The sequence below is a fragment of the Bacillus smithii genome (assembly GCF_001050115.1).
GTDB lineage: Bacteria > Bacillota > Bacilli > Bacillales > DSM-4216 > Bacillus_O > Bacillus_O smithii.
Map to the genome: position 1 here is coordinate 1,976,022 of NZ_CP012024.1, position 25,529 is coordinate 2,001,550.

Annotated in this window: 27 protein-coding genes; 4 read left to right on the forward strand and 23 right to left on the reverse strand. The window is 40.9% G+C overall.

Annotated elements, in window-relative coordinates; genetic code table 11:
• Nucleotides 1-9 precede the first annotated feature (9 nt).
• The 12 genes from BSM4216_RS09215 to BSM4216_RS09270 all read right to left on the reverse strand — a co-directional run bounded on the left by BSM4216_RS09215 (nt 10) and on the right by BSM4216_RS09270 (nt 11,648).
• The gene (locus BSM4216_RS09215) at nt 10-1,005 is read right to left on the reverse strand and encodes an ABC transporter substrate-binding protein (protein ID WP_048623520.1); all 996 of its coding nucleotides are present in this window, start codon (nt 1,003-1,005) and stop codon (nt 10-12) included.
• A gap of 163 nt (nt 1,006-1,168) precedes the next feature.
• On the reverse strand, nt 1,169-1,651 hold the full coding sequence (locus tag BSM4216_RS09220) for a dihydrofolate reductase (protein ID WP_048623521.1): 483 nt from the start codon (nt 1,649-1,651) through the stop codon (nt 1,169-1,171).
• On the reverse strand, nt 1,648-2,442 hold the full coding sequence (locus BSM4216_RS09225) for a thymidylate synthase (RefSeq protein WP_048624472.1): 795 nt from the start codon (nt 2,440-2,442) through the stop codon (nt 1,648-1,650). Before BSM4216_RS09225 ends, BSM4216_RS09220 begins: the two co-directional genes overlap by 4 nt.
• Nucleotides 2,443-2,658: 216 nt before the next feature.
• A complete protein-coding gene (locus tag BSM4216_RS09230) occupies nt 2,659-3,390 on the reverse strand; it encodes an anthrax toxin lethal factor-related metalloendopeptidase (RefSeq protein WP_048624473.1) in 732 nt (243 codons plus the stop codon).
• A 136-nt stretch (nt 3,391-3,526) separates the two neighbouring features.
• Nucleotides 3,527-3,757: an excisionase family DNA-binding protein gene (locus BSM4216_RS09235; RefSeq protein WP_003355060.1), complete on the reverse strand. Its 231-nt coding sequence runs from the start codon at nt 3,755-3,757 to the stop codon at nt 3,527-3,529.
• A gap of 74 nt (nt 3,758-3,831) precedes the next feature.
• Nucleotides 3,832-4,581, reverse strand: coding sequence for a TerC family protein (locus BSM4216_RS09240; RefSeq protein WP_048623522.1), 750 nt, complete (start codon nt 4,579-4,581; stop codon nt 3,832-3,834).
• Between the two features lie 178 nt (nt 4,582-4,759).
• Nucleotides 4,760-5,197: a BrxA/BrxB family bacilliredoxin gene (locus BSM4216_RS09245; RefSeq protein ID WP_003355062.1), complete on the reverse strand. Its 438-nt coding sequence runs from the start codon at nt 5,195-5,197 to the stop codon at nt 4,760-4,762.
• The gene (locus tag BSM4216_RS09250; protein ID WP_048623523.1) at nt 5,194-6,336 is read right to left on the reverse strand and encodes a conserved virulence factor C family protein; all 1,143 of its coding nucleotides are present in this window, start codon (nt 6,334-6,336) and stop codon (nt 5,194-5,196) included. The genes BSM4216_RS09245 and BSM4216_RS09250 overlap by 4 nt, the downstream gene beginning before the upstream one ends.
• Nucleotides 6,337-6,422: 86 nt before the next feature.
• Nucleotides 6,423-8,297 carry an ABC-F family ATP-binding cassette domain-containing protein gene (locus BSM4216_RS09255; RefSeq protein WP_048624474.1) on the reverse strand — a complete coding sequence of 625 codons (1,875 nt, stop codon included), beginning with the start codon at nt 8,295-8,297 and terminating at the stop codon, nt 6,423-6,425.
• A 379-nt stretch (nt 8,298-8,676) separates the two neighbouring features.
• Nucleotides 8,677-9,162: a hypothetical protein gene (locus BSM4216_RS09260; RefSeq protein WP_003355065.1), complete on the reverse strand. Its 486-nt coding sequence runs from the start codon at nt 9,160-9,162 to the stop codon at nt 8,677-8,679.
• Between the two features lie 57 nt (nt 9,163-9,219).
• Complete coding sequence (locus BSM4216_RS09265) at nt 9,220-10,908, reverse strand: formate--tetrahydrofolate ligase (protein ID WP_003355066.1); 1,689 nt, start codon at nt 10,906-10,908, stop codon at nt 9,220-9,222.
• A 59-nt stretch (nt 10,909-10,967) separates the two neighbouring features.
• Nucleotides 10,968-11,648, reverse strand: coding sequence for a class I SAM-dependent methyltransferase (locus BSM4216_RS09270; RefSeq protein ID WP_048623524.1), 681 nt, complete (start codon nt 11,646-11,648; stop codon nt 10,968-10,970).
• Nucleotides 11,649-11,777: 129 nt separating this feature from the next.
• On the opposite strand from BSM4216_RS09270, the gene BSM4216_RS09275 reads away from it, so the two are divergent.
• Nucleotides 11,778-11,996 carry a DUF3892 domain-containing protein gene (locus BSM4216_RS09275; RefSeq protein WP_048623525.1) on the forward strand — a complete coding sequence of 73 codons (219 nt, stop codon included), beginning with the start codon at nt 11,778-11,780 and terminating at the stop codon, nt 11,994-11,996.
• Nucleotides 11,997-12,081: 85 nt separating this feature from the next.
• On the opposite strand, the gene mntR is transcribed toward BSM4216_RS09275, so the two are convergent.
• Nucleotides 12,082-12,507 carry a transcriptional regulator MntR gene (gene mntR / locus BSM4216_RS09280; protein ID WP_048623526.1) on the reverse strand — a complete coding sequence of 142 codons (426 nt, stop codon included), beginning with the start codon at nt 12,505-12,507 and terminating at the stop codon, nt 12,082-12,084.
• A gap of 289 nt (nt 12,508-12,796) precedes the next feature.
• Here mntR and cspD point away from each other — a divergent pair, with 289 nt between their 5' ends.
• Nucleotides 12,797-12,997, forward strand: a complete 201-nt coding sequence (cspD, locus tag BSM4216_RS09285) for a cold-shock protein CspD (protein ID WP_003355070.1) — start codon at nt 12,797-12,799, stop codon at nt 12,995-12,997.
• A gap of 208 nt (nt 12,998-13,205) precedes the next feature.
• Here cspD and BSM4216_RS16340 read toward each other — a convergent pair whose 3' ends face one another.
• The gene (locus BSM4216_RS16340; protein ID WP_081473103.1) at nt 13,206-13,379 is read right to left on the reverse strand and encodes a zinc-finger domain-containing protein; all 174 of its coding nucleotides are present in this window, start codon (nt 13,377-13,379) and stop codon (nt 13,206-13,208) included.
• A 40-nt stretch (nt 13,380-13,419) separates the two neighbouring features.
• Nucleotides 13,420-14,073 (reverse strand): reverse transcriptase-like protein, encoded by a 654-nt coding sequence (locus tag BSM4216_RS09290; protein ID WP_048623527.1) that lies wholly within the window; start codon nt 14,071-14,073, stop codon nt 13,420-13,422.
• Between the two features lie 461 nt (nt 14,074-14,534).
• Between BSM4216_RS09290 and BSM4216_RS09295 the strand changes: the two genes are divergently transcribed.
• Nucleotides 14,535-15,452, forward strand: coding sequence for a DMT family transporter (locus BSM4216_RS09295; protein ID WP_244878001.1), 918 nt, complete (start codon nt 14,535-14,537; stop codon nt 15,450-15,452).
• A gap of 576 nt (nt 15,453-16,028) precedes the next feature.
• A complete protein-coding gene (gene sspL / locus BSM4216_RS09300) occupies nt 16,029-16,166 on the forward strand; it encodes a small, acid-soluble spore protein L (protein WP_003355074.1) in 138 nt (45 codons plus the stop codon).
• An 88-nt stretch (nt 16,167-16,254) separates the two neighbouring features.
• Here sspL and BSM4216_RS09305 read toward each other — a convergent pair whose 3' ends face one another.
• From BSM4216_RS09305 to BSM4216_RS09335, 8 genes are all read right to left on the reverse strand, one after another.
• Complete coding sequence (locus BSM4216_RS09305) at nt 16,255-17,166, reverse strand: 5'-3' exonuclease (RefSeq protein ID WP_048623528.1); 912 nt, start codon at nt 17,164-17,166, stop codon at nt 16,255-16,257.
• Between the two features lie 211 nt (nt 17,167-17,377).
• Complete coding sequence (locus BSM4216_RS17115; RefSeq protein ID WP_040341714.1) at nt 17,378-17,581, reverse strand: hypothetical protein; 204 nt, start codon at nt 17,579-17,581, stop codon at nt 17,378-17,380.
• A gap of 13 nt (nt 17,582-17,594) precedes the next feature.
• Nucleotides 17,595-21,221, reverse strand: a complete 3,627-nt coding sequence (locus BSM4216_RS09315; RefSeq protein WP_048623529.1) for a dynamin family protein — start codon at nt 21,219-21,221, stop codon at nt 17,595-17,597.
• Nucleotides 21,222-21,478: 257 nt separating this feature from the next.
• Nucleotides 21,479-21,643, reverse strand: a complete 165-nt coding sequence (locus BSM4216_RS16745; protein ID WP_156179243.1) for a hypothetical protein — start codon at nt 21,641-21,643, stop codon at nt 21,479-21,481.
• A gap of 84 nt (nt 21,644-21,727) precedes the next feature.
• Nucleotides 21,728-22,075, reverse strand: a complete 348-nt coding sequence (locus BSM4216_RS17280; RefSeq protein ID WP_307190433.1) for an isoprenylcysteine carboxylmethyltransferase family protein — start codon at nt 22,073-22,075, stop codon at nt 21,728-21,730.
• Nucleotides 22,076-22,294: 219 nt separating this feature from the next.
• The gene (locus BSM4216_RS09325) at nt 22,295-23,359 is read right to left on the reverse strand and encodes a type III polyketide synthase (protein ID WP_048623530.1); all 1,065 of its coding nucleotides are present in this window, start codon (nt 23,357-23,359) and stop codon (nt 22,295-22,297) included.
• Between the two features lie 231 nt (nt 23,360-23,590).
• Nucleotides 23,591-24,898, reverse strand: coding sequence for a nucleobase:cation symporter-2 family protein (locus tag BSM4216_RS09330; protein ID WP_048623531.1), 1,308 nt, complete (start codon nt 24,896-24,898; stop codon nt 23,591-23,593).
• Complete coding sequence (locus tag BSM4216_RS09335) at nt 24,895-25,479, reverse strand: xanthine phosphoribosyltransferase (protein ID WP_048623532.1); 585 nt, start codon at nt 25,477-25,479, stop codon at nt 24,895-24,897. Before BSM4216_RS09335 ends, BSM4216_RS09330 begins: the two co-directional genes overlap by 4 nt.
• Nucleotides 25,480-25,529 lie beyond the last annotated feature (50 nt).

The following is a 25,529-nucleotide window of genomic DNA, read 5'->3' on the forward strand; positions in this document are numbered from 1 at the left end:
CATCAAACATTATTGAATCAATTCCGCTTCTTTTTTCCACTCGTCTTTGATGGGAATATTCATGGCTTTCGCCGCCTTTTCATTGATGACTAATTTCAGCTTTGACGGTGGTTCAACGGATATGTCACCCGGCTTCTTTTCCCCTTTTAAAATTTGTGCGGCCTTTTTTCCAGCCTCATAGCCTATATCATAATATTCAAAACCATAAGCAGCGAAACCTCCTCGTTTAACAGAATCCAGTTCTCCTACAAATAGCGGAATATCGTGGTCATCCGCTACTTTGATGACGGATTCTAATGCCGAAACAACGGTATTATCCGTGAATATATAGAGCAAATCCGCTTTGCCGACCAGCGATTCCGCCGCTTGCTTCACGTCAGAAGAAGTCGAAACCGTAACGGGAACTATTTCCAATTTGTATTTCTTTGCTTCTTTTTTTACTTGATTGATTTGCGCCACTGAATTCGGCTCTCCGGCATTGTAAATAACGCCCACTTTTTTTCCTTTAAATTGTTCCGCCATAAATTGAACCGTTTTCGGTATCGCTTCAGGATGCATATCCGTTGTACCTGTTATATTGCCTCCCGGTTTTTCCATCGATTTGACTAATCCGCTTCCGACGGGATCAGATACCGACGTGAAAACGATTGGTATCTCTTTTGTCGCATTTAAGGCGCCTAATGCGCTAGGAGTTGAGTTGGCAAAAATTAAATCAACGCCCTCGCTCGCAAAATTGTTGGCAATCGTCTGGTTGTTATTTTGGTCTCCCTGCGCAATCTGAACATCATATTTTGCCGAAATCCCCTCATCTTTCAGTGCTTTCTTGAATCCTTTAAACGCATTGTTTAAAGAAGGATGCTCCACAATTTGCGTAACACCGATCGAATACGTTTTCTCTTGTTTGGACCCGCTTTTTCCGCTACTTGTTTCTTTGCTGCCGCATCCACTTAAAAGCAGGGTACTGACTAGACCTGCAGCTAGAATCCCTTTCCACTTCCTTTTCACAAAAATTCCCCCATTCTTTTTTGCTCAAACGCTGTTATGTATTAAAATTATGAAGTACAATATTCACAAAATCAAGTATTTTAAAAATTTTATAAAAATAATGATTTTTTTGATCGATTTTTTAGAAATTAAAAAAGCAGCGGAAGAAACCGCTGCAAATCGTTTAAGATCGGCTAAAAAGAAGGAATTCATAATCATATGGATTTTGTTCGTCTTTTATTCCTTTTTTCTTTTCCTCAATCCGCCACTCGCTCCAGTTCACTTCCGGAAAATACGTATCGCCAGCAATATGGTGATGGATTTTTGTTATATACATTCGTTTTGCATGAGGAAGGAAGATACGAAAAATTTCGGCTCCTCCAATAATAAAAATTTCTCCGTACTGATCGTTCATCGCCAGCACTTCTTCCGGAGAATGTACAATCGTGCAGTTGTCCGCCCGAAAACTGCGGTTTTTGGTCAGCACCACATTTTTTCGCCCGGGCAGCGGCTTACCAATCGATTCAAACGTCTTTCGCCCCATCACAATCACATGTCCCATCGTCGTCCGCTTAAAAAACTTCAAATCCTCAGGCAATCGCCAAGGCAATCGGTTCTCATTGCCAATGACGCCGTTTTCATCCATCGCTACAATTAACGAAATCATACGCTCACAACACCCGGAATATGTGGATGTGGATCATATCCTTCCAATCGAAAATCTTCATATTGGAAATCAAAAATATTTTTCACTTCCGGATTTAGGATCATTTTCGGCAGCGGACGCGGCTCGCGTGTTAATTGCAGCTTAACTTGTTCAAGATGGTTTAAATAAATATGAACGTCTCCAAAAGTATGAATGAACTCGCCTGGTTTTAAGCCGCAAACATGAGCGATCATCATCGTTAAAAGAGCGTAAGAAGCAATATTAAACGGAACACCAAGAAAAACATCTGCCGACCGTTGGTATAATTGACACGATAATTTACCGTCGGCCACGTAAAACTGAAATAAAGCATGGCATGGAGGCAAGGCCATTTTCTCAATTTCTGCTGCGTTCCAAGCACTAACGATCAATCGTCTCGAATTAGGGTTTGTTTTAATTTGCTCGATCACTTGAGAAATTTGATCCACTGTTTGGCCATCCGCACCCCTCCAAGAACGCCATTGATAACCGTAGATCGGTCCAAGGTCGCCGTTTTCATCGGCCCATTCGTTCCAAATCCTTACGCCATGCTCCTGCAAATAGCGAACATTCGTATCTCCCCGCAAAAACCAAAGCAATTCATAAATAATGGACTTTAAATGAAGCTTTTTCGTTGTCAAGAGAGGAAAACCATCTTCCAGAGAAATTCTCATCTGATAGCCAAATGTACTAATGGTACCTGTGCCTGTCCGGTCATCTTTCTTTATTCCATTGTTTAAAACATGTTCAATTAACTCTAAATATTGTTTCAAGAACTCCACCTCGATTCTTCCTGTTGCAATTTGATTGTACCAAAAGCGAGTCTAATCAGAAAATACTTTTCATATAATATCACAGAGAGTCTGTCTTAGATAGCGAAAGTGTTTTTTCTTTTTTTCTCCGTCCCTAATAAAAAAAATCCCCACACAGTGGGGAGACAAATGAATGTGCTATTTAATTTTTTATCCAATTTTTCAAAACCATGTTGATCAAACAGATATATCAGCAACATAAAAATGGCTTTTTTCCATATCTACGAAATATTGATAGGTTTCTGGTGCATGTTGGCGCAAGTAAGCCTTTGTTTGGCTGTTTAAATAATACATAGCAAACGTTTCTGCAAAATATTCTTCCTGATAATCGATAAAATAAGATTGATGCGGAAAAAGAACAGGGGCTTCTTTTTTCCAGATAGCATGGAAACGCAGGTCGCCGAAAGGATCGTTGTAAATATAGCGATCAACCGAATGCCCGAGTTCATGAAGTTCCAAACTAACAGAACCGTGCCCTTTTCCTTTTTCGCTGCATCCAATTTTGGCGAGCACCCACTTCGATCCCCCTATTCCAGGGACATTATCCCATTTCACGTTGTGATTTGCATATCCGCGGGGACTCTCTCCTTTTAAATAGGAAGCAGTAGGAATATCAGTTAATTTCCCATTAAAAAGATAAATCTTGATTCCTGCTTGATCTATTTTTTTTAATAGAGTCGGAGGAAGATGATCCAAGTGTCGGATCATTTTCTCCGCATCTATGGGCTGTCCGATTTTTTCAGGAAGTACGACAATATCTCCCAATGTCTGTTTCGAACGAAGGCTAATATTGTTTACTAGATGAGAATTTTTTAGAAACATGCCTGTAATAGAGGCATTTGTATGCGGGTGAAGCGGCCACACAGACAGTAGCAAAAAGAGTAGAGAAATGATCAAGATACGTTTCATGGCCATCGCCCTCCCCTATTAAACTACATTCATTGTATCATAGAATAAGAGAGCGAAGAGCAAGCCAACTTCTTGAACCTTTTCCATATTATGATGATTTTCCCTATTCTTTTCTAGTTCACCGCGCGTCCATCACCTAATCTTCATCTTTGACATCCAAGTCTTCCGGAATCGGTTCATTGTACCATTCTTCCAACTGTTTTTTTAATTTTTCCATTTGTTCTAAATGAGTATTGAATTGATCTTTATAAATTAAATACTGTTCTCCGTCAAAAACAGCGCGGATTTTATTATGAAGTATCAAGCTTTCAATATACTTTTCCGGCAATGATAAATAATCCGCTGTTTCTTTTATCGTTAAATACATCCTTTCGCCTCTTTCTATCAATCTCTCTAATGCACCCATTCTGTACCACACTGACAAAAGGGTATTTCGTTCCATCATTTCTTTCTTAATATATGGGTTGCAAAGGTCAATATAAAACATAGGAGTATAAATGCGAAGAAATAAACATGCTCAATTTCAATATGGAAAACACTTAAGAGCATTTTTATGGATATAAAAACAATGATGACGTAAGCGGTAGTTTCCAGTTCTGGAATACGATCAATGAGCCGCAAAAACAACCCGGCGACTCCTCTCATCATCAGAACTCCCAACATTCCGCCAATCAACAGGACCCATACTTTTTCACTGATTCCGAAAGCTGCCAAGATGCTGTCAACAGAAAAAGCCGCATCCATCATCTCCACGGCCGCTACTGTACCCCAAAATGGCCCGAACAACTTGATTAATAAGCCATTTTTCTTGATCCCGGTAACCTCTTGATCCACTTTTTCGCCCATACTCTTATCGACAAAGTAATGGATAGACAACCAGGCAAGATAAAGTGCTCCAAGTACTTTAATCCACCATAGCTTAATTAAATAAACACCGATCCCAATGGCAATAAATCTTAAAAGATATGCACCAATCAGTCCGTAAAACAGCGCTTTTCTTCTTTGGGCACCGGGAAGATGGCGAACCATCACCGCTAATACTAAAGCGTTGTCGGAAGAGAGAAGCCCCTCTAAAACAACGAGAGTACCGATCAGTCCCCAGCTTACGGGATCCGTTAACACTTCCATCCACATGTCCCATTCAAAAAATTGTGCATAAGTCTTTGTGATGTCTTGAATTATCTCTGACATGAAGAGCCTCCTGTAATAAACAATGATGGGTTAGGATGTTTTCATCCCTATCATCTATTGCGTTCATTTGATTTTTCCGTAATAAAAAAATTCACTCACCTATATTCTAATCGGAAAAGACAAATATCCTGAAAGGTTAGTAAGTGAAAAAGGATGCCTATTCGACATCCTTTCTCCATTAATCGCAAAACTGATGAAGGGCATTCGTTAAATTGGTAACGATGTCTTCAACCTCATGGTATTCGATATCTTCCCTCGGAATAAAGTGAACAACTTCTTTGCCTTTTAATATGGCCATGGACGGCGATGAAGGCTCATAGCCTGTAAAATATTCCCGCATTTTGGCCGTAGCTTCCCGATCTTGTCCAGCAAAAACCGTCACCAAATGATCCGGCTTTTTCTCTGATTCTGCGATCGCCTTAACGGCTGCAGGACGAGCAAGCCCCGCAGCGCAGCCGCACATAGAATTGACAAATACTAGTGTCGTTCCTTCTGCTTGGTCCATGAAATGAACGACTTCTTCCGGTGTGATCAACTCTTGAAAACCGGCGTCCACCAATTCCTGTCTCATCGGCTTCACTAATTGTTTCATATATTCTTCATAAGCATTCGTCATTTCTTTTCCTCCGATTTTTCATTTTTTCGGGCTTCGGTCATTTGTTTCCAAACAGAACCTTTTCCCTCTTGTCCACCTTCTATTCGTTCGATTGCCATTTTAATCTGCATTTGCACTTCAAACTCCGGATCATTTTCCGCCGCTTTTAATGCCGGAAGGGCCGTTTCATCTCCGACTTCATATAAATACATGGCGGCACGCCATCGGACAATTTTGCTTTTATCCTTCAGAGCTTCACACATTGCAGGGATCGCTTCTTTAAATCCAAGGTCGGATAAACAATCTCCTGCTGTTCGGCGGACGGCCACCACCGGATCTTTTAACGCTTTATACAAAAGCGGCAATACTTTTTTATCTTTGATCATGCCTACATAGACCACTGCAAGTCTGCGAATGGCTACTTTATCATCGTTCATCGCTTTTTCAAGCAAGGGCAAATCGTCCAATGTAGGATCTTCCATTCGTTCCAACAGCTGATACCGCTTCCGCCAGTCCGATTCATCCAACATCTCGGGTGTCAACTTGACCCGTTCTGGCCTATACTCACTTTGACGTTCTCCTTGTCGGGCGCGATCAACGAGCGCATCCAGCCTTTCCCGGGTGTAAAGTGCGGTGATTTCTTCTATCATACTTTTTCCAATTTCATCCATATCCCCATACCGAACACCGTAATCTTTCCAAGTACGCTGCAGAACAAAATTGTCGCCATCTTGCTGAGCAGCTTCAAAAGCTTTAAGGAATTCCTGAGGCAGTCCAAATCGTTTTTCTTCTTGACCGTCATTTAATTTAATCTGCAATGGAATACCTTTAAACATTTGAACCGATACTTTTACTTCCCCAAAATGTTCATTGGCCGTTCTCTTTTCGGGCTTGGTTTCCACTTCTTCGCCAAATACGCGTCGTACTTTCGGCAAAATTTCTTGCCAATCATATTTTCCATTTCGTTCCACTGCCAAGAAATCTGCCACGTGATAAACGCCTTTTACCCCATCTATCTTTAATATGTCAGCGATGACTGGGGGCGCATCACTACTTTGCTCTTTCTTGTAATTATGGCTTTTCCCCGAGGGAAGTTCCTCATCCAATATAATTTTCATTGTATTAGGGCTAGGCGTAGGTTCTATTGCCACAATTTTCAAGTTTCTTCCTCCCCTCATCGAACCGGAAAATTCGTAACAATGCCATTGTATCATAAACGAGAGACAACCAATGAATGATTTGTCTATTAGGCTAATTCCGAAAGATAGCTCCACCGTTCAATCAAAAATTCGAGCTGTTCGTTTAATTGATTTAGTTCCTCCATGATCGACTGTGCCTTTTCAAAATCGCTTCCGGTTGTTTCTAGTTGTTGTTGCAACTCTTTGATCTTGTTTTCTGTATCCTCAATTTTGTCTTCAATTTCCTCCCATTCTTTTTTTTCTAAATACGTCATTCTTTTCTTTTCGGATTTTGCTGCTTTAGGTTTACGTTCCTCTTTCAACGGTGGAGAAGGTTTTTTCGCTGCCTCCTGCTCGTTCAAATAGTCACTGTAAGATCCGTAATAGTGACGTATGTTCCCCTCTCCTTCAAAAACGAGCAGCTCTTTGGCCGTTTTATCCAAAAAATAGCGATCATGGGAGACCGTTATGACCACGCCGGGAAAATCCTCCAAATAATCTTCCAACACCGTTAAAGTTTCCGTATCAAGATCATTCGTTGGTTCGTCTAAAAACAGCACATTGGGCTGTGACATTAACAGTTTTAATAAATAAAGCCGCCGCTTCTCGCCTCCGGACAGCTTTCGAATCGGCGTTCCATGCGTGTTCATCGGAAAAAGAAATCTTTCCAGCATTTGGGCGGCTGAAATGCGTTCACCGCTTTTTGTTTCAATCACTTCTGCTTCTTCTCGAACATAAGCGATGATCCGCTTATTTTCATCCATGTCGGTACGCTCTTGTGTGTAAAAAGCGATTTTAACGGTTGATCCAGTCACCAATTCTCCTTCATCCAAAGGAATTTTCCCAGCCAAAATATTTAAGAAGGTAGATTTGCCGCTCCCGTTTCGTCCGACAATCCCGATGCGGTCATGCGGCTTCACAATCCAATCAAAATTTTTCAATATGACCTTGTCGCCGAAAGCTTTAGAAGCATGTTTTAATTCAAACACTTGTTTCCCGAGGCGGCTTCCTTTCAATTGAATATCGAGCTGCTCTTTTTTGACGCGATTTTCCACTTTTTCTTCGAGCTTTTCAAAGCGTTCAATCCGTGCCTTTTGTTTTGTGGATCGTGCTTTAGCCCCTCGTTTTATCCACGCCAATTCTCTTCTGTACAAATTGCGGCGTTTTTTCTCCAGAGATTCTTCCTGTTCTTCACGCACCGCTTTCGCTTCCAGATAATCTTGGTAATTTCCTTTATAAAGAAAAATGTTTCCGTTTGCCAATTCAAACATTCGATTGGCAGTCGCATCGAGAAAATAGCGATCATGTGTAACAAAGAAAACAGATTTCGGATATTTGTTCAAAAAATCTTGAAGCCATTGAATCGTTTCAAAATCAAGATGGTTCGTTGGTTCGTCCAAGATCAGCAAATCAGGTGTTTCAATCAATACTTGCGCCAGGGCAACCCGTTTCTTTTGCCCTCCGGAGAGAGTCGCAATTTTTTGATCAAAATGATCGATCCCCAACTTCGTTAAAATCGTTTTGGCATTCGTGTTTGCTTCCCAAGCGTTCAGTGCGTCCATCTTTTTTTGTAGTTCAAACAATTTTTCCGTTAATTCCATCTTTTGCGGATATTTTTCTAGCAGCGACACGGTTGCTTCATATTCTTTTAAGAGACGGATCACCTCGGCTTCACTTTGGAAAATTTGATCTAAAACGGTTCGATCTCCTATTAGTTCCGGTTCTTGAGGAAGATACGCAATAGAATAATCATTCGGTGCGGATATCTCCCCTTCATCCGCAACGTCCTTTCCTGCGACAATTTTCAATAACGTCGATTTTCCTGTGCCGTTCACCCCGATTAACCCGATCCGTTCTTTTTCACCGATGGTAAATGAAATATCTTGAAACAATACTTTATCCCCATATGATTTAGACAAATGTTCAACGGATAAAATTTTCATATTCAACGTACAGGAGCCCTCCACAGCGAAAGGGGATGGTTGGCAGAAGCGTTCGCCAAATTTTCTCCTATACTTCCTCCTTTCATCTGAACGTAACGATAGCCTTTAAGAAAATGATTCTATCGTTTGCGACAATCCCCAATTTGGCGGCGAGGAATGCTCCGGCCTGTAAACAGAAACCATTTATATGAAACGTAAAAAACAAACATTTTTGCCGCTATTCTTTGAAATGACAGAATCCTTTCACGGAAAAGAACGATTATACATGCAGTAATCCGTCCGGTTGAACGACTTTCTTGATGAATAAACACGAGTGAATGATTCTCAATGGACATTTTAATCAAATTTCGAAATCCAAAAGGAATCCATTGTCGTGATATCAATCTTGAAGAGTCGCAACAAAAAATTCGATCAGTTGTTGCAAATCGTCCATCATGTCTTCCGTAATTAATCGTTCAAAACGGACCACTAATTCACACGATTTTCCCGACAAAGAAGAATCAATGTTTCTTGTTTCGAACATTCTTGGTTGTCCCCATGCTGCTTTCCATTTTCGGATTCTTTCTTTCGTCACGTCTTGCTCACTTCCGGAATAAACCACTTCAAGGAATGCTCCGCGTTGTTCGGCAGCCCCGTTGGCAAGCAATTCAGCGGACAACTGTTCCAAACGGGCATAAAGTCGGAAGGTGGCAAGAATATTCGAGCGCTCCTTTAATGAAAAGGAAAGCGAATATTTTCTCGAAAGCCGAGCTAAGTCTATAATATCATTTCTCTCTTTTATGGAGATGACTCCATTTAAATCCAAATCATAGAACAATCCTTCCGCCACTACTTTCATATTGTCAAAAGCCGTTGGATCAAACATGCCCTCACCTCTTTTTCACGCAAACAGTAAAAGAAAGAACCCAATAGGCTCTTTCTGTTAAAATAAACCGATCGCTCTTCCTTGTTCATCGACATCCATTTGATTGGCAGCAGGATGTTTGGGAAGGCCGGGCATGGTCAACACGTCTCCTGTCAGCGCGACGATAAAACCAGCACCTAATTTTGGCAGCAGCTCCCGTACGTGGATGACAAAGTCTCTTGGACGACCTAATTTTTCAGGATCATCCGATAAAGAGTATTGAGTTTTAGCCATGCAAATCGGCAAACCACTCCAACCATTCTCTTCAAACTCTTTCAATTGTTTGCGAGCTTTTGCCGAAAACTCAACCCCTTTTCCGCCATAAATCGATTGAACAATGGCCAAGATTTTTTCTTCCAAGCTTTGTTCAAGGGAGTACAGAGGACGGAAAGAATGATTGGACTGCTCGATCACTTTTAACACTTTTTCCGCCAAATCCAAGCCTCCTTTTCCGCCTTTTTCCCACACTTCCGTTAAGGCCACAGGGATTTGTTTTTCGGCACACCATTGAAAAAGTTCATTGATTTCGTTTTCCGTATCCGTTATAAACCGATTCACCGCTACGACAAGAGGCAGGTCAAATTGCTGGATGGATTCAATATGTTTTTGCAAATTCGCGATGCCTTTTCTTAAAGCGGACAGGTTTTCTTGATTTAATTCGCTTTTTCCTTGTCCGCCGTGCATTTTCAAGGCACGGATTGTCGCGACAATCACGACGGCATCCGGTTGAAATCCGGCAGCGCGCGTTTTGATATTGAGAAATTTTTCAGCTCCCAAATCAGCACCAAATCCTGCTTCTGTCACGACCACGTCCGCAAGTTTCAACGCAGCTTTTGTGGCCATTACACTATTGCAGCCGTGGGCAATATTGGCGAAAGGACCGCCATGAACCAGCGCAGGTGTATGCTCGATCGTTTGGACTAAGTTCGGCTTCAGAGCATCTTTTAACAATAGGGTAAGGGCCCCTTCAGCCCCAAGATCGCCAGCGGTTACGGGCTCTTTATCGTAATTGTAGGCGACTACCATTTGCGACAGCCTTCTTTTTAAATCCTGTAAATCGGTCGCGAGACAAAGGACCGCCATGATTTCAGAAGCAACGGTAATGTCAAAGCCATCTTCGCGCGGCACTCCCTGTGAAGGACCGCCTAATCCAACCACGATTTTTCTTAGCGCACGGTCGTTCAAATCCAATGATCGTTTCCAAACAATCCGTCTTGGGTCGATTCTCAACTCATTTCCTTGATGAATATGATTATCTAATAGAGCGGCCAAGGCATTATTCGCTGTCGTAATGGCATGGATGTCCCCGGTAAAATGCAAGTTAATATCTTCCATTGGCATGACTTGGGCATATCCCCCGCCTGCCGCTCCACCTTTTATTCCCATCGTCGGACCTAGCGAAGGTTCCCTCAACGCAATCATCGTTTTCTTGCCTAATTGCGAGAGAGCGTCTCCCAAGCCAACAGTGACCGTCGATTTCCCTTCACCCGCAGGAGTCGGATTAATGGAAGTAACGAGAATCAGTTTTCCGTTTGGTTTTGTATTCAATCGCTTTAACGTTTCATAGGACAACTTCGCTTTATATTTCCCATAAAATTCTAAATCTTCTTCTTCCAAACCAATCGATTTCGCGACTTCTTTTATCGGCTTGAGCTCCGCCTCTTGGGCGATCTCGATATCGGTCTTTACTTTCGTATGTATACCCATTTTTCTTTCCCCCATTGTGAATGAAAGTCTGTCATTTCAAAGGCCTTTGGCAAAGGTGCTCAATTCACCTTCTGCAGCAAAAAGACAGTCATAAAAGAAATCGCCTGTTTTAATGGGTCGGGGAGAGTGGATAATATGGTTCTGTCCGTTTCCCTTTTCGGAACATGGAGTTCCTTTAATGTTATAAAACCATGCTCAGATGCTAATTTGCTAAATTCCCATGGCATCATTGTATTCATCATCACTTTTTCCCCCAACAATCTAGGGTATGCATTTTCCCTCGGACCGGCGGTTGGGCCCAAAATCCCTATACAGGCGATTCCTTTCGGTATTAAAATCCTTTCTATTTCACGTATTACGTCCAAAGGAGACTCCGTCCATTCAATAGAATTGATCGCCAGCACCCCGTCCTGTGAGTGATCGGGAATCGGCACATTTGAAAGATCTCCAACTAAAAATCGGACGTTCGGATGCTGATAAGACTTTGCGATGCTGATCATTTGTTCAGAAAGATCAATACCCGTCACCAGATAACCGGCTTCAGCCAATTTTAATGCGGCATAACCGTCGCCACACCCTAAATCGCAAATCTTTTTTCCAATTGGCAAAGCGCTTTGTAAAAATGGCAATATTTCTTTTCGGCTACCTTTTTCCCACATATTCTTACTTCTAGCATGCCAATTTTGCGCATTCTGATTCCATTGATCCTTCGTATAGTCCGTCCACTCGTTTGATTTCAAAAGAACCACCGCCTGTTTTTACCATAATCATAATCGAACGGTGTATTCGAAACAATAAAAATTTATTAGTAAAAATCCGTTTCCAAGGACATGATAGACAATAGATTCTACAAAGAAAGAGGGGTAACAATGGAATATATTGTTGCTGTCCAAAGAAACTCTTTAGGAGACATCGTTAGTGTTCAAACCTCCAAAGGAAGGATCATTTCCTACCAAAAAGCCTTGATGGAAGCAGAAGCTGGGATGTTGGGCGGCACCGAAATCCAATGGAACAAAGATGGTAACCGAATTTTATTGAATAAAATGTCCGAGGACATCTACTTTTCTGATTTCCCTTCCATTTATTAAAGGACGGTTTTCCCTAATTTTTCTTATGTTGAAACCGATAGGTGCCGCATAAAAAAACTTCCCGGGTCCATACTCAGGAAGCGCTTTACATTTCTTCTTCATTTTTCATCTGAATCATGCGAAGCGATTCAATCCGTTCGGGAGTTTCTTCAAAAAATTGCAGCAAATCGGCAATGCGGTTAATGGAGTCCCAACTCAAATGGTGCTCAATTCCTTCCACATCGTTATAAATATTCTCTTCTTTTACACCAATCGTTCTTAAAAACGATTCCAACAGATCATGACGATCGACAAGCCTCTTCCCGATTTTTTTCCCTTTTGGAGTAAGGACAAGACCTCGATATTTCTCATATACCAAATATTCATCTTTATCTAACTTCTGAACCATTTTGGTCACAGAAGATGGGTGCACAGACAAAGCTTCGGCGATATCCGAAACCCTTGCATACCCTTTATTTTCAATTAACAAGTAAATTTGTTCTATGTAATCCTCCATGCTCGGCGTTGGCATGTTCTACCTCCAATTCTTCCGATAAGGAAAGTGTACTACCAATTGAATATTATCATAAGAATGAACAAAAATAAAAATATATCATTGAATTCTTTCTTTGAGAAGAGAAATTTTTCTAAAAGGCCTGTTCTTATCTTGACTTCTCTCTTCTTATGTTGTATATTGGTGTTATCAATTAACAGAATATGTTCCGCCTTTCAAACTATAGGAAGCCGTGAAGTATTTTGTTATTTGATAAATATTTTGATTGAGCACGATGTGCTTGGAAAGTTTAGGAGGATTTAATAATATGCAAAACGGTAAAGTAAAATGGTTTAACAATGAAAAAGGCTATGGGTTTATTGAAGTTGAAGGCGGAGACGACGTATTCGTTCATTTCACAGCTATTCAAGGTGACGGTTACAAATCACTTGAAGAAGGTCAAGCAGTTTCTTTCGAAATCGTTGAAGGTAACCGCGGACCACAAGCTGCTAATGTTGTAAAACTTTAATTTCGCGATTTTGGTTTCTTTTTGACCATTGTGAATATGAAAAGCTGGCGGTTTTCCGCCAGCTTTTTTTGATTCTTGAAAGAATGAATGAAACATCTTCAAGATTGCGATTCGATTACTGCGATTTACTGATGAACGGATTCAACATGGAAAAACAGAAACGAAATTCTTCGCATGCGGACAGCTCCTCAACATCTTTCTCTCCATCTTAAAGTCGCCGTCCGTATTCTTTAAGTTTTTCTCCTACTGTACATTCACGAATACAAAATCGGTGAGCCCTTGTTTTCCCATATTCTTTTCGCAACGTGGATTTCACTAAACATCCTCGACAATATGTTTGTAGTAATTCATCCACCTCTTCCAACAACTGTTTCCTATCCAATTGAGTCAACACCCTTCGTACTGAACGATTTTATTTATCATCATAATTTCGAATGACTGTTTATTGTAATTCCTTTCAGCGCTTGGCTCGCTAATTTGTCCGCTTCTTTATTTTGCTTTCTATCCACCTCTTTGTAAAGAGGCTTTATTTGCAGTTCGTTGATTTTCGCTTCAATCCTGTCCAGCCATTTATTTAGATTTTCTTCAAAGCATGGCCACTCCCCGGACAACTGTTTTAATACCCCTAATGAATCGCCGGAAATGGTGCATACCGTATTTTTGACCCCTAGTTCTTCCAGCATTTGCATGGCTTGATATAAAGCTGCATATTCCGCTTCATTATTGGATTCTAGTTCATCTAGCTTATGGTTGGCTCTTATCCTGTAGGGCACCCCACTTTTTGTGTAATAAATAACGATACCAGTGCCTGCTGTAAATGTGTTACGGTCAAATCCTCCGTCAAAATACACCGTGATATCAACCGGCTCTTCCTCCAGCTTTTCGTTTAATTTTATATATTCTTTTTTGGACCACTGATTTTGCAACTCGTCGATGACAACTACTTGCTTCAATCTTCCGGTTTTTTCTAAATCTTGGATCAGCGGCAGAACTTTTTCTTTCTCCATCCAGTCTGATTCAAACCATATGTCCTGGATTTTCTTTTGGCTGTATAGCCATTTTATTTTCATTTTCATCTTGTTCACCTGTTCCTATCTTTGCACATGTCTTTTTGTTTAGTATAATGAATTTTATGATCATTTTATAAAGTGAAACTTTCATCAATGGAGATCGTTCCCATTGATGGTTAGTCGAACTGATCAAAAGCATTCTCGCCGTTCTGTTGGAGAGACTGCTTCTTTTTCTTTATACAACCAACTTACATATTTATATATTTTCCTATTGTTTAAAAATGTTTCAAGGGACTTTCCGTTTTAATGATGATTGCACATTTCAATCTGATTTTCCATTTGTTTTATTTTATGTCAGATTCGATTTCTTAGCATTCTTTCTGGCAGCGGAAATCAAAAAATGTCATCGCTTTTGAGTTTGTTTGAGCACTTGAATGTTCGATTGAGCTGATTTTAAAGAACGAATTCCTTGAGAATTGATTTCACCACTTTCGTATACGTGTATTTCTTGCCGGAGGTTCCGTTTCATGAAAGGAGACAGTATGATGAAATGGCTTTCTGATATTTCATTATTCATAGTTGCACTTGTATGGGGCTCAACATTTGTGATGATTCAAAACGCAATTGACTTTTTGCCGCCACTCTTCTTTAATGGTGTAAGGTTTGGTTTGGCCGGGCTTGTCATGTTTCTCATTGTCGTGCTTCGAAAAGATCAAAAAACCTTTTCTTTCAATGCGATCGGCTATGGAAGTGTACTTGGATTATGCTTGTTTATTGGATATGCTTTCCAAACGGTCGGGCTATTGTACACCACTGTTGCCAAATCGAGTTTTATCACTGGATTGTATGTTGTTTTTGTTCAGTTTTTGGCTTTCGTTCTTTTGAAAATAAAACCTTCTTTTTCTGCCATCGTAGGCTCGTTTACAGCGGCTTTAGGTCTTTATTTACTTACTTCGGCAGGTGATGGAGGTAGCTGGAATAAAGGGGATGTTCTCAGTTTATTTTGCGCCATTGCGTTCGCATTTCATATCGTATTGACAGGAAAATTTACCCATAAAGCTTCCGTGCTGATGTTAACGACCGTCCAATTTTTCACCGTATCCATTCTTAGTTTCATTGGATCCTTCCTGTTGGAGAATTGGCAAACAACTTTTCAACTTTCTGTTCTTATAAAACCTTCTGTTTTTTATCCGTTACTGATGACTTCCTTGTTGGCAACGGACGCTGCTTTTTTTATTCAAACATACGCCCAAAAATATACGTCCCCGCCAAAGGTGGCTTTCATCTTGTCAATGGAACCTGTATTTGGAGTCCTGACCGCCTATTTTTGGATCGGTGAACGGCTGTCATGGTCAGGAGTGACCGGTTCTTTATTGATTTTTCTAAGTATGGTGATATCAGAAGTGCCTATTTTTCAGTATTTTTTCCGGAAAAAGGCCGGTTAAATAAACCAAAAGAAAGAAGCTAATCTTTGGCAATCACTTAATCCAATCGGAAAGCAATCATTTTCTTAGACTTCTAGAAATGAATAGAGAAAAGAACTTTCACGAAACTGTTGAAAAGGAACAACAGTCAAATCAAATCTCTTCGTTTGTCCTTTTGGGAGTTCATGTGCGACAAAACACCAGTTTCATAACTTTTAATAATAAGAAACATCCCTCCCAAGTGTATAAGTTTTCAAACAACAAAAAATGGTTTCCTACCATTCTATCAGGTTGAAAATCCTGTACAGGTTATTCCAACAGGATTAGATCGAGATTGAACTTGAGATAACGAGAGAGTCTACTCAAATAGACTCCTATTGCATTCCTTCGCATCCAGATGAACATTTCAGAACCATTTATGCGATTAAGAGGCTGTAGTGAAAAAAAGACGTTTCTGCTCGTCGTATCTTGATAAGTATAAAAAATCATCAACACTCCGTTTCCCCTATTCACTGGCCTGCTTTTCTTTTCAGAGAGAGCGGCTGCTTTGCATAAAATGAACTCCCTCCAGAGAAAGTAAAGATGGAGGTGACCATCATGAGCAAAAACAGAAACCGAGGAAGAGGAACAAAAGCACCAGGCGTTAATCCGCAAGGCTATGGCCAAGATGCCGATTTTACTCCCGATCCTAAAAGCCGATTGGAAAATGCAGCCAAAAAATCGAATAAAAAATAGCCAATGACTGTTTTAATTTAAATACTTTTACGAAAAAGCGCTTCTTTCGATTTACTGTTAAAAAAAGGCGGTGGGCAACATATTTTGCTCACCGCTCATTGGATAACAGTTTGGCCGATTGACTTTGATTCCATCGTAATAAAAGTGGTTTTAACGTTTTGAATTCATACTGTTCGATACACTCCATAATAGAATCGAGAAACGGCTCCCAACGCGCCTGTTCCTTATTCCAGCTAATTGGAGCATCACAATGGATGGTTGCTAATTTCCGCGAAAGGAAAAGCATATCTAAATCTTCTTCTATTTTCTTTTTCTGAGAAGGCGACAGCAAAGAAAGATTTTCAAGGATTCCTTCGATAGAACCAAATTGTTGTATTAATTTCAGTGCCGTTTTTTCTCCAATGCCTTTCACACCCGGGTAGCCGTCGCTCGGATCTCCCATCAATGCTTTGACATCTATAAACTGTTGGGGCGTCACACCGTATTCTTCATAGAATCTTTCGTATGTGTAAAATGCATAGTTTCCATACCCTTTTTTCAGAAGCATGACATCGATATGTTCATCCAGCAATTGCAGCAAATCTCTGTCTCCGCTTAAGATCGTGACTTTTTTGGGGTGTTCCCTTTTAGCGATGGTTCCAATGCAATCATCTGCTTCGAAACCTTCCACTCCAATATTCGGAAGTTGAAAAAAATCAGTCGCTTTCTTCGCCAGGTCAAATTGAGGAATCAACTCAACCGGCGGTGCCTCACGGTTGCTTTTATAATCAGGAAAAAGGTCGTTTCGAAATGTATTACCACCCATGTCCCAACATACCGCGATATGCGTCGGCTGAATCTTCTCTACCGCTGTCAGCAAATGCTTTATGTATCCTTGCACGCCATTAGTCGGCATCCCTTTCGAATTGATCATAAATTGTCCCGTCACAGCCGTTGCGTAAAAAGACCGAAACAAAAGCGCCATTCCGTCTACGATTAAAAGATGTTCATTCTCTTTCATTCCGTCACCCCATTGTTGAATATGAACTTCCTTTCATACTACCATAATTCATTGATTCTAGAAAGAATTCCATTTTCCATGATAAAGAACAATGGCCTTGTCGGCATTGTTGACAAACTGCCGTTCAGTCATCTTAACATGATGGTGTTTCTCTTTTTTGTTCAAAAAAACCGGAGCTTCGATTGAAAGCCCCGGACTGATTCTTTTCTTCCTAGGACGACCTCTGTTCCAATACCTCGCCTTTCTCTTTTTTCATCAATTTCCTTACATGGTCTTTTGGTGTCCAGCAGTTGAACCGATAATAAGTTTTCGTTTCATAGCCTAAGCGGAGACAGCGAAAAAGCATTCCACTTTCCGTTTTTTCGGCTGAAAAATGAATGCAGGTGGCGCATGCGTGGAACCGGTTGACAGACAAATCCAATCTCCTCCTAAGCGATGTCTTTTTGAAGCACCTTCAGCACTTCTTTCCATTCCTGTATATTTTCCGTTGCTTCCAACGCTTCCATCCAAGCGGAGAATTGTTCCTCGCATTCAGATGCCAAGCTGTTCTTCAGGCGGTTGAATTGTTCGTCCAAAATCTCTTTTATCCATTGGCTCAATTTTTCTTTTTCGTTAAAAAGATATTGATCGGCTAACGGCGACAGTATGTCTTCCAATTTATTCTGCATGAGCTGTTTCTCATTCTTTTCAAAAAACGTTTTGGCATTTTTGAAAAGAGCGAGCGCCGGTGAAAACGTTTCTTGTGGAAGAGAATGAAACGCTGCCGGAAATTCAGGCGTTTCTTTCGTCGGCCATTCCAAATCAGAAAAGTAAAGCTGTTCTTGAATACTTTGATAGTGTTCGTGCAAACTTTTTTGCTTCGCATTTAAAACTTGGTGTAGAAATTTCTCCGCCCGCAAGCTTGTGGCCCGCATTTCTTGAGACAAATCAAATCCGATAGAACTCAAAAAGTCCTCTAATGCTGTACGAAGTGCTGCCTTTCCGCTTGACGGCTGCAAAACAGATGGATTAAAAGATTCTTTAAAAAAGTCTGGAAGCCGATAAAAAACACGTTGTTTCACATAATACACGAGCTCGTCGATTTCTTGACACAACCGTTTCCACAAAAAATCGGGAGTTTCCTTTTGCAAATGTTGGCTGATTTGCTCTTTTTGCTTTGCCAGCAATGCTTTCTTTTCTTTTCGGTTTTCCCGATTCTCCTCTGCCGTTTTGATCAATTGCTCCAGCTGCAAGACTGCACGCTTCATATCACGTTCTGCAGATTGTATGGCAATCTTCGTTAAATCATATTGTAAAAAAGATTCGAATGCTGATTGAAACGACTCTATCCGCGATTGCTTTCGTTTGTTCGGGTCTAGAGCAAGCAGGCTTGAGACGCCGTAAATTCGCGGGAAGCGAATGCCATACTGCAGCAACTGACCTTGAACATACGATAAAACATCCGCCATTTCTTCCTCATCATTAGCAAGATCTACGGCATTAACGATAAAAAACATTTTATCCAATTCAAACGAGTCTTTCACCCGGCCAAGCTGAATCAAGAATTCACGATCTGCTTTTGAAAATGCGTGGTTATAATAGGTCACAAATAAAATCGCATCGGAGTTTTTAATATACTCAAAGGCGACTCCCGTATGGCGGGCATTGATAGAATCAACTCCCGGAGTGTCAACCAATGTGATTCCCAATCTGGTAAATTCACAATCATAATAAAGATCGATGGATTCTACAAAACAGCTTTGACGTTCATTGGCCACAAACCCCCGGAAAGTATCCAAATCGACGACGAGCGTTTCCACTAAATGGTCTTTATATTCCGGAAATCCTTCATAAAACGCTTTTAAAAAGGACAGATGAATATTTTCTTTTCCATTTTTATTCTCGTTTGCAGTAATGTTTGGAATGCGTTCATATCCTTCCTCAAGGGAATCCGCCATCACATGAAAAACACCTAAAGAGGACTGCAAATCGGAAAGCATTTCTTCCCTTGTTTTCAAATGGACAGCCGCTGTCCGATCATGATAGATTTCATTAGGTGGGTGAATACGATTGACTGCCGCTGTCGTTGGATTAGGGGAAACCGGCAGCACTTTTTCACCAAGCATGGCATTGGCAAAGGAAGACTTTCCGGCACTGAAAGCACCGAATAATGCAATCGTAAATTCTTGTTTTCCTAAGCGGTTCGCTTTCTCCTCCAATTCTTTCCGCAAATATTTAAAGCCCGGAATTCCTTTTAAAGCTTCGCTCCATCGATGCATTTTCTCTGCGATGATGACAGGAGAAAAAGCCGGCGCTTCAGATTCAGCTTTTTTATACTCGCTTTCTCTTCTTTGGATTTTTGGAATCGATTTTGTTTTTGATGGATTCGCTTCTTTTGTAAAAATTTCCGCTTCCTGCTCTTCGGCTTCCCATTTCCGTATTCTTTCATCGAAGGTCGGAGAATAAGAGTACGTGCCGGTTTTCAACATTGCAAACGCTTTTTTTCTTTCGTCTTCAAGAATGTCAAGTTCTTTCCATTGAAGCACAGCATTTTTCTTTTGATTCCACTCTGTCCATTCGTTTTGCAATGATCCTAGATCCGACTGCCATTTTTGCTCCAGAATCGATTTGGCCGTTTCCAGCCATTCATTGCTGGCCATCCGAGCCATCTTTTTTAGCTTTTCGGCTACTTCGTCGCAATAATGCAGCACGGAATCACCTGTTACTTGAGCGCCCGGTTTAATCGCCGACGTTAAAAGCGCTGAATCCAATTGGACCCTAAATTCTTCCGCCTTCATTGCTAAATCGTCATGAACGAGATTGTATTTTTTCAGCCATTTTGCCTGCAAGTCACGAATATGCCATTCGACCTGGGCCTTTACTTTTTCCTGCAAGTCAGCTAAAAACAGATCTAATCGACGGGTCTTTTCTTCTTCCGTTTTTTTCTTGCTGAAAAAAAAGCCGACTTTAAAATCAGGCTGGTACGCTTCTAAAAAGGACTTGGCAAGTTCCCGCGTCTGCGCCGGCATGATATAAGCATTTTTTAAAATGGTTTCCCGTTCGTTTTCCAATTCCTCCACTGCTTTTTGAACATCTTTTTGTTCGATTTTTATTCTTAGTTGTTCTTCCTTTGCGAAAATCTCTTTTTCATTCCATTCGTTTCCTAGTATTGCCGCAAGCTGCTCTCTTTTTTCGTCTTGTTCTTTTTTCAACCATTCCAAATGCTCCGCAATCAGCCGCTCCGTCATCGCTTCGGCAGACTGCAAGGATAACTCCTCCCGCATTTGGATGCTATCTGCCACCAGCTTTTTCACAACGGAAAAATCATTGAATGGATGATCAGGCTCTTTTAAGCTTGTAAAATAAAATCCTTCCGGACGGACTCCCCAATCATCAAAAGCACGGTAAACTGATTGCCGAAATTCATCAAAAGACAATTCTTCTTGATGATGCTTGTCAATCTGATTAATAATTAAGTACAATTTTGCTCCATGGGAAAGGAGCTCTTTCGTATAAGTAAAATTCAATTCTGATTGCACATGATTATAGTCCATGACATAAAACACCATATCAGCCAAATGCAAAGCCGACTCTGTGGAAATGCGGTGGGCATCATCGGTTGAATCAATCCCAGGTGTATCCATCACCGTTAAGGTTTTCGGCAGCTTGGACTGCTTGCGGCCGATTTCAATGGATTCCACTTCCATGCCATTTTTACAAAATTCTTTTATTGTATCAAACTCGTACGAACCTTTGAACAAAAGCGGTTTGCGGTTTCGATACAAAATTTTCGCAAAGTCCTCGTCGGCATGGCGAATTTTGACTAAATTAGCGCTTGTCGGAATCGGACTCGACGGCAAAATCGATTCCCCTGTCAGCTGATTGATCATCGTTGATTTTCCAGCTGAAAAATGACCGCAAAAAGCAATAATAAATTCCTCTCGATAGAGCTTTTTTAGAAATCTTTTTGCTTTTTCCGCCCTTTCATGGTCTCCGAATTGCTGAAACCGTTCATAAAGCATCATGCTTTTCGCCATCATTTGTTCCGTTGTCTTATGTTTATGTGCAGTTGACATGTATTCCCTTAACCCCTTTATCGCTTAAACTAAAACCGTTCAGCACGGCGCTGACAGAATAAAATTCTCTTTTTATTTTATCGGAAATTGTCCTCTATTCCCATAAATATTTTTATTTTCAGAAAAACACTAATATAGTTTTTCACTGATTCCCCTTCATTCTAATAAAGTTTTATAGGAAAGAACGATTTAAAAGGATGAGCAGCCAAAACCTTTTTATTTCCAAACAACAGAAAAGACAAACATTTTGTTTGCCTTTAACGGTGGGAATGTATTGGGACATAAACGGGATCGTCTTTTGATTCTTGCTGAGATGGACGAGAAGCAGAGGACAGACTTTCAGGCTGAAGAACATGATTCAGTACGTATTTTAATGTTAATCCGCAAATAACGACCGTTAAAAGGATGAAAATAGCGATCATGGCTTTGCTCCTCTCTTTTCATGCACATGATAATCATTTTCATTAGTAATTAGACTATAGCATAAACGAGAATCATTTTCAATGTCATTTTTCACGTACATTTCGTTTTCGCTTTGGCCAAAGCTGGCGCTCCAGCAAGTCTTGATAATTTGTGTAGGCTAAAAGAGCTTTTTCTTCCGTTCGGATGCGAATGCGGAGCATCGATTGATTGAGGAGAAAAAATAAGAACAAGGTGATATACGCTTGGAACAGAAGCGGGATTAAGATCAATTCGAGTGTGACAAGCCAATAATTAGGATGTCTAATCCATCGGTAAGGTCCTTTTTTAATCGCTTCCGCTCCTTTAAGCACGATAATTTTTGTATTCCAATAAGGGCCTAACGAAGTGATAATCCATATCCTTGCCATTTGAAGGCAAAAAAACAGTAACAATAAAAAAATCCAATAACGATGAGGTGTTTTGCCAAAACCTTGAACTTCAGCTAAAAGGGATAGAAAAAAAAGCACAGTGCAGGAGGACCATCCAAGGATAATGACCAGAGCCGAATTCCACTGCTCCTTTATCGATCAGCCGTTTTTCGTTCCTTTTCGCTATTCTCAGTTCGATCAACCGTTGCAATACTAACCAACTTAATACGAAAAAAAACAGCATTATGTCCACCTCATGAGCAAAAGTTCTGTGCTGAATCCCGGCCCAAGGGCACAGGCAAGTCCGATTTCGTCGCTGCGGATCGATTTTTTCAGCACTCGTTCCAACACATAAAAAATGGTGGGGGAAGACATATTTCCGTATTTTCTCAAAATGAAAGCAGCATCTGCTGTCATTTCGCGATGAATGCCAAAAGCTTCTTCATAGGCTTGAATGACCTTTTTCCCTCCAGGATGGGCGATAAAATGGGATATTTCGTTCCAAGAAAGTTTTTGCTCAGCCAAAAAATCTTCTACAACTGGTTTAAGCCAATTTGCCACTAGGGTCGGGATATCCTTTGAAAAAATAACATACAGACCGTTATTGCGTATATCCCATCCCATGACATCAAGTGCGTCTTTTTTTAGCACACTTTTGGCTGCAAAAATATGTGGGAGAGTCTGTTTCGCTTTCACTACTGGACTCTCCACGCCGCAAACGAGCATACACGCCGCTCCGTCACCGAATAAAGAAGTACCGATCAAATTGCTTTTAGATCGGTCATCTAATTGAAACGTCAAACTGCATAACTCAACTGCCAAAACGAGCACATTTGCCTTTGGAAAGGCTTTGCAATACTCAAACGCCCGAGCCAGCCCCGATGCTCCGCCTGCGCATCCTAATCCCCATATAGGAATTCGTTTCACAGACGAAGAGAACGGAAGTATATTCATAATTCTCGCTTCCAGGCTGGGGGTGGAGAGTCCCGTCGTGCAAACGGTAAAAATCGCCTCAATATCTTCATAATGGAGCGGTTGTTTGTCCAGGCAATTTTGAATGGCCTCTTTCCTTAACCGCACTGCTTCTTCAACAAACAGCCGATTACGCTCTTCCATATCATGAAATGTTTGATACCACTCTATGGGCTTCACAAAATAACGAGTCTCAATTTCGGCATTTTGAAACACTTTCAGCATCCTGTCCACAGGGGGATAACCGGAAAAAATCTGTTTTACCAATGCTTGTACTTCCTCTTGGGAGGCACAATAGTCAGGATTGGCATGCCCCGCCGCTACAATCATTCCCATCGGAATCCTCTCCTGTTTTGTAGTAATAATAGTTTTTCCTTCCGATTGACAGTTATGATTCCAAAAATCAAGACAATCTGTCCGGGCATCCTGTGAATAGAACAAAAGTTTCACCGCAAACAACACTGGCCCAGCATACCCCCGGATTTGGTATGAAGGGCCAAATAAAAAAGCAAGGAATCGAGTCCCTTGCCTTTCATTTATTTTTTCCAGCTAAATTTTTGAATATTTTTATGAAATTTTCTGTTGAATCACAGCTGTGCTTTTATCTGTTCTTTTGCCAATCATATGAAACACGATATTCAAAACAATGGCTGTCACACTTCCAGCCACAATTCCATTTCCTGTTAATATTTGCAGAGCTTTCGGTAATTGGCCAAATAAATCCGGCACCACTGTCACTCCAAGTCCCATCCCAATGGAACAAGCCATAATCAATAAATTTTCTTGCGATGTAAAATCGACTTTGCTTAGCATTTTAATTCCTTGAGCTATGACCATGCCAAACATTGCCACCATTGCCCCGCCTAAAACAGAGGACGGGATGATCGTTGTAAAAGCTCCTATCTTTGGAATCAATCCAAGAAGCATTAAAATGAACGCCGTTACGAATATAACAGATCTTGATTTGACGCCGGATAGTTGGATAAGTCCGATATTTTGCGAAAAAGCCGTGTACGGAAAAGAATTAAAGAGAGATCCTAAAATACTGGCAATCCCTTCAGAACGATATCCTTTTTTGAGATCATCTTCATTTACTTTCTTTTCACAAATATCTGCCGCCGCAAAATAGACGCCGGTTGACTCAACAAGACTCACAATCGCCACAAAAATCATGGTCAAAATGGAAGTCCAATGAAAAGCTGGCACACCCAATACAAACGGCTTAATCATATGGAACCAGGATGCTTCCGAAACGGGTGAAAAATCCACTTTTCCCATCATTGCTGCCGCCATTGTACCAGCCAATAACCCAAGAAGAACAGAAATGGATCGAATAAAACCTGTGAAAAAACGATAAAGTACGATAATGACAATTAATGTTCCAAAAGAAAGGGCAATATTGGCAGGAGAACCGAAATCGGGGCTTCCTTCTCCTCCGGCCATATTTTTCATGGCAACAGGTATTAGTGTAAGACCAATAATCGTAACAACAGAGCCCGTTACGATCGGCGGGAAAAATGGGACAAGTCTGCTGAAAACAGGCGCAATCAGCACGACAAAAATCCCTGAAGCCAAAATGGCTCCATAAACACCCGGCAAGCCGTACGACTGTCCGATGGCGATCATCGGAGCAACAGCCGTAAATGTACATCCCAACACAATCGGCAAACCGATTCCAAACCATTTTCCTTTCCATACTTGCAAGAAGGTCGCTATCCCGCACATAAAAATATCAATCGATACTAGATAGGTTAATTGTTCGCTGGTCATTTTCAACGCACTGCCTGTAATTAAAGGAACAATCACCGCCCCAGCATACATGGCCAAAACATGCTGCAGCCCTAACGAAGCCGTTTGGATCCATCGGTTTTTCATAGCAATGCCTCCTCATGGAATCGTACTTTACCGTTTTCCAATGACTGAATTCGGACCAGCGACTCCACTCGAATATTTTGCTTACGAAGAAGGGAACCGCCATTTTGAAAGGCCTTTTCAATCACGATGCCTATTCCAACGAGGTGTGCACCTGCTTGTTTTAAGATATCCAATAAGGCGCAAGCTGCTTGTCCGTTTGCCAAAAAATCGTCGATAATCAGGACACGATCGCTTTCGTTTAAATATTTTTTCGATACATAGATGGTGCTCTTCTCACGTTTTGTAAAAGAGTACACCTCTGATAAATAAACATTTTCCGACAAAGTCAAAGATTTGTTTTTGCGAGCGAAAATAGCCGGCACTTTCAGTTCAAGAGCCGTCATGACCGCCGGAGCAATACCGCTTGATTCCAATGTCAGCACCTTTGTAATGGACTCGTTTTGAAATCTTTTCGCAAACTCTTCCCCCATTTCCTTGACAAGGAAAGGATCGATTTGATGGTTCAGGAAGGAATCGACTTTCAGCACCTGATCAGATAAAACCAAACCTTCCTTTAAAATTTTTTCTTCCAAATGCTTCATCATAGTCCTCCTTTTCTTTTGACCCGCAGAAAAGAAAAAAGCCCGCAGGT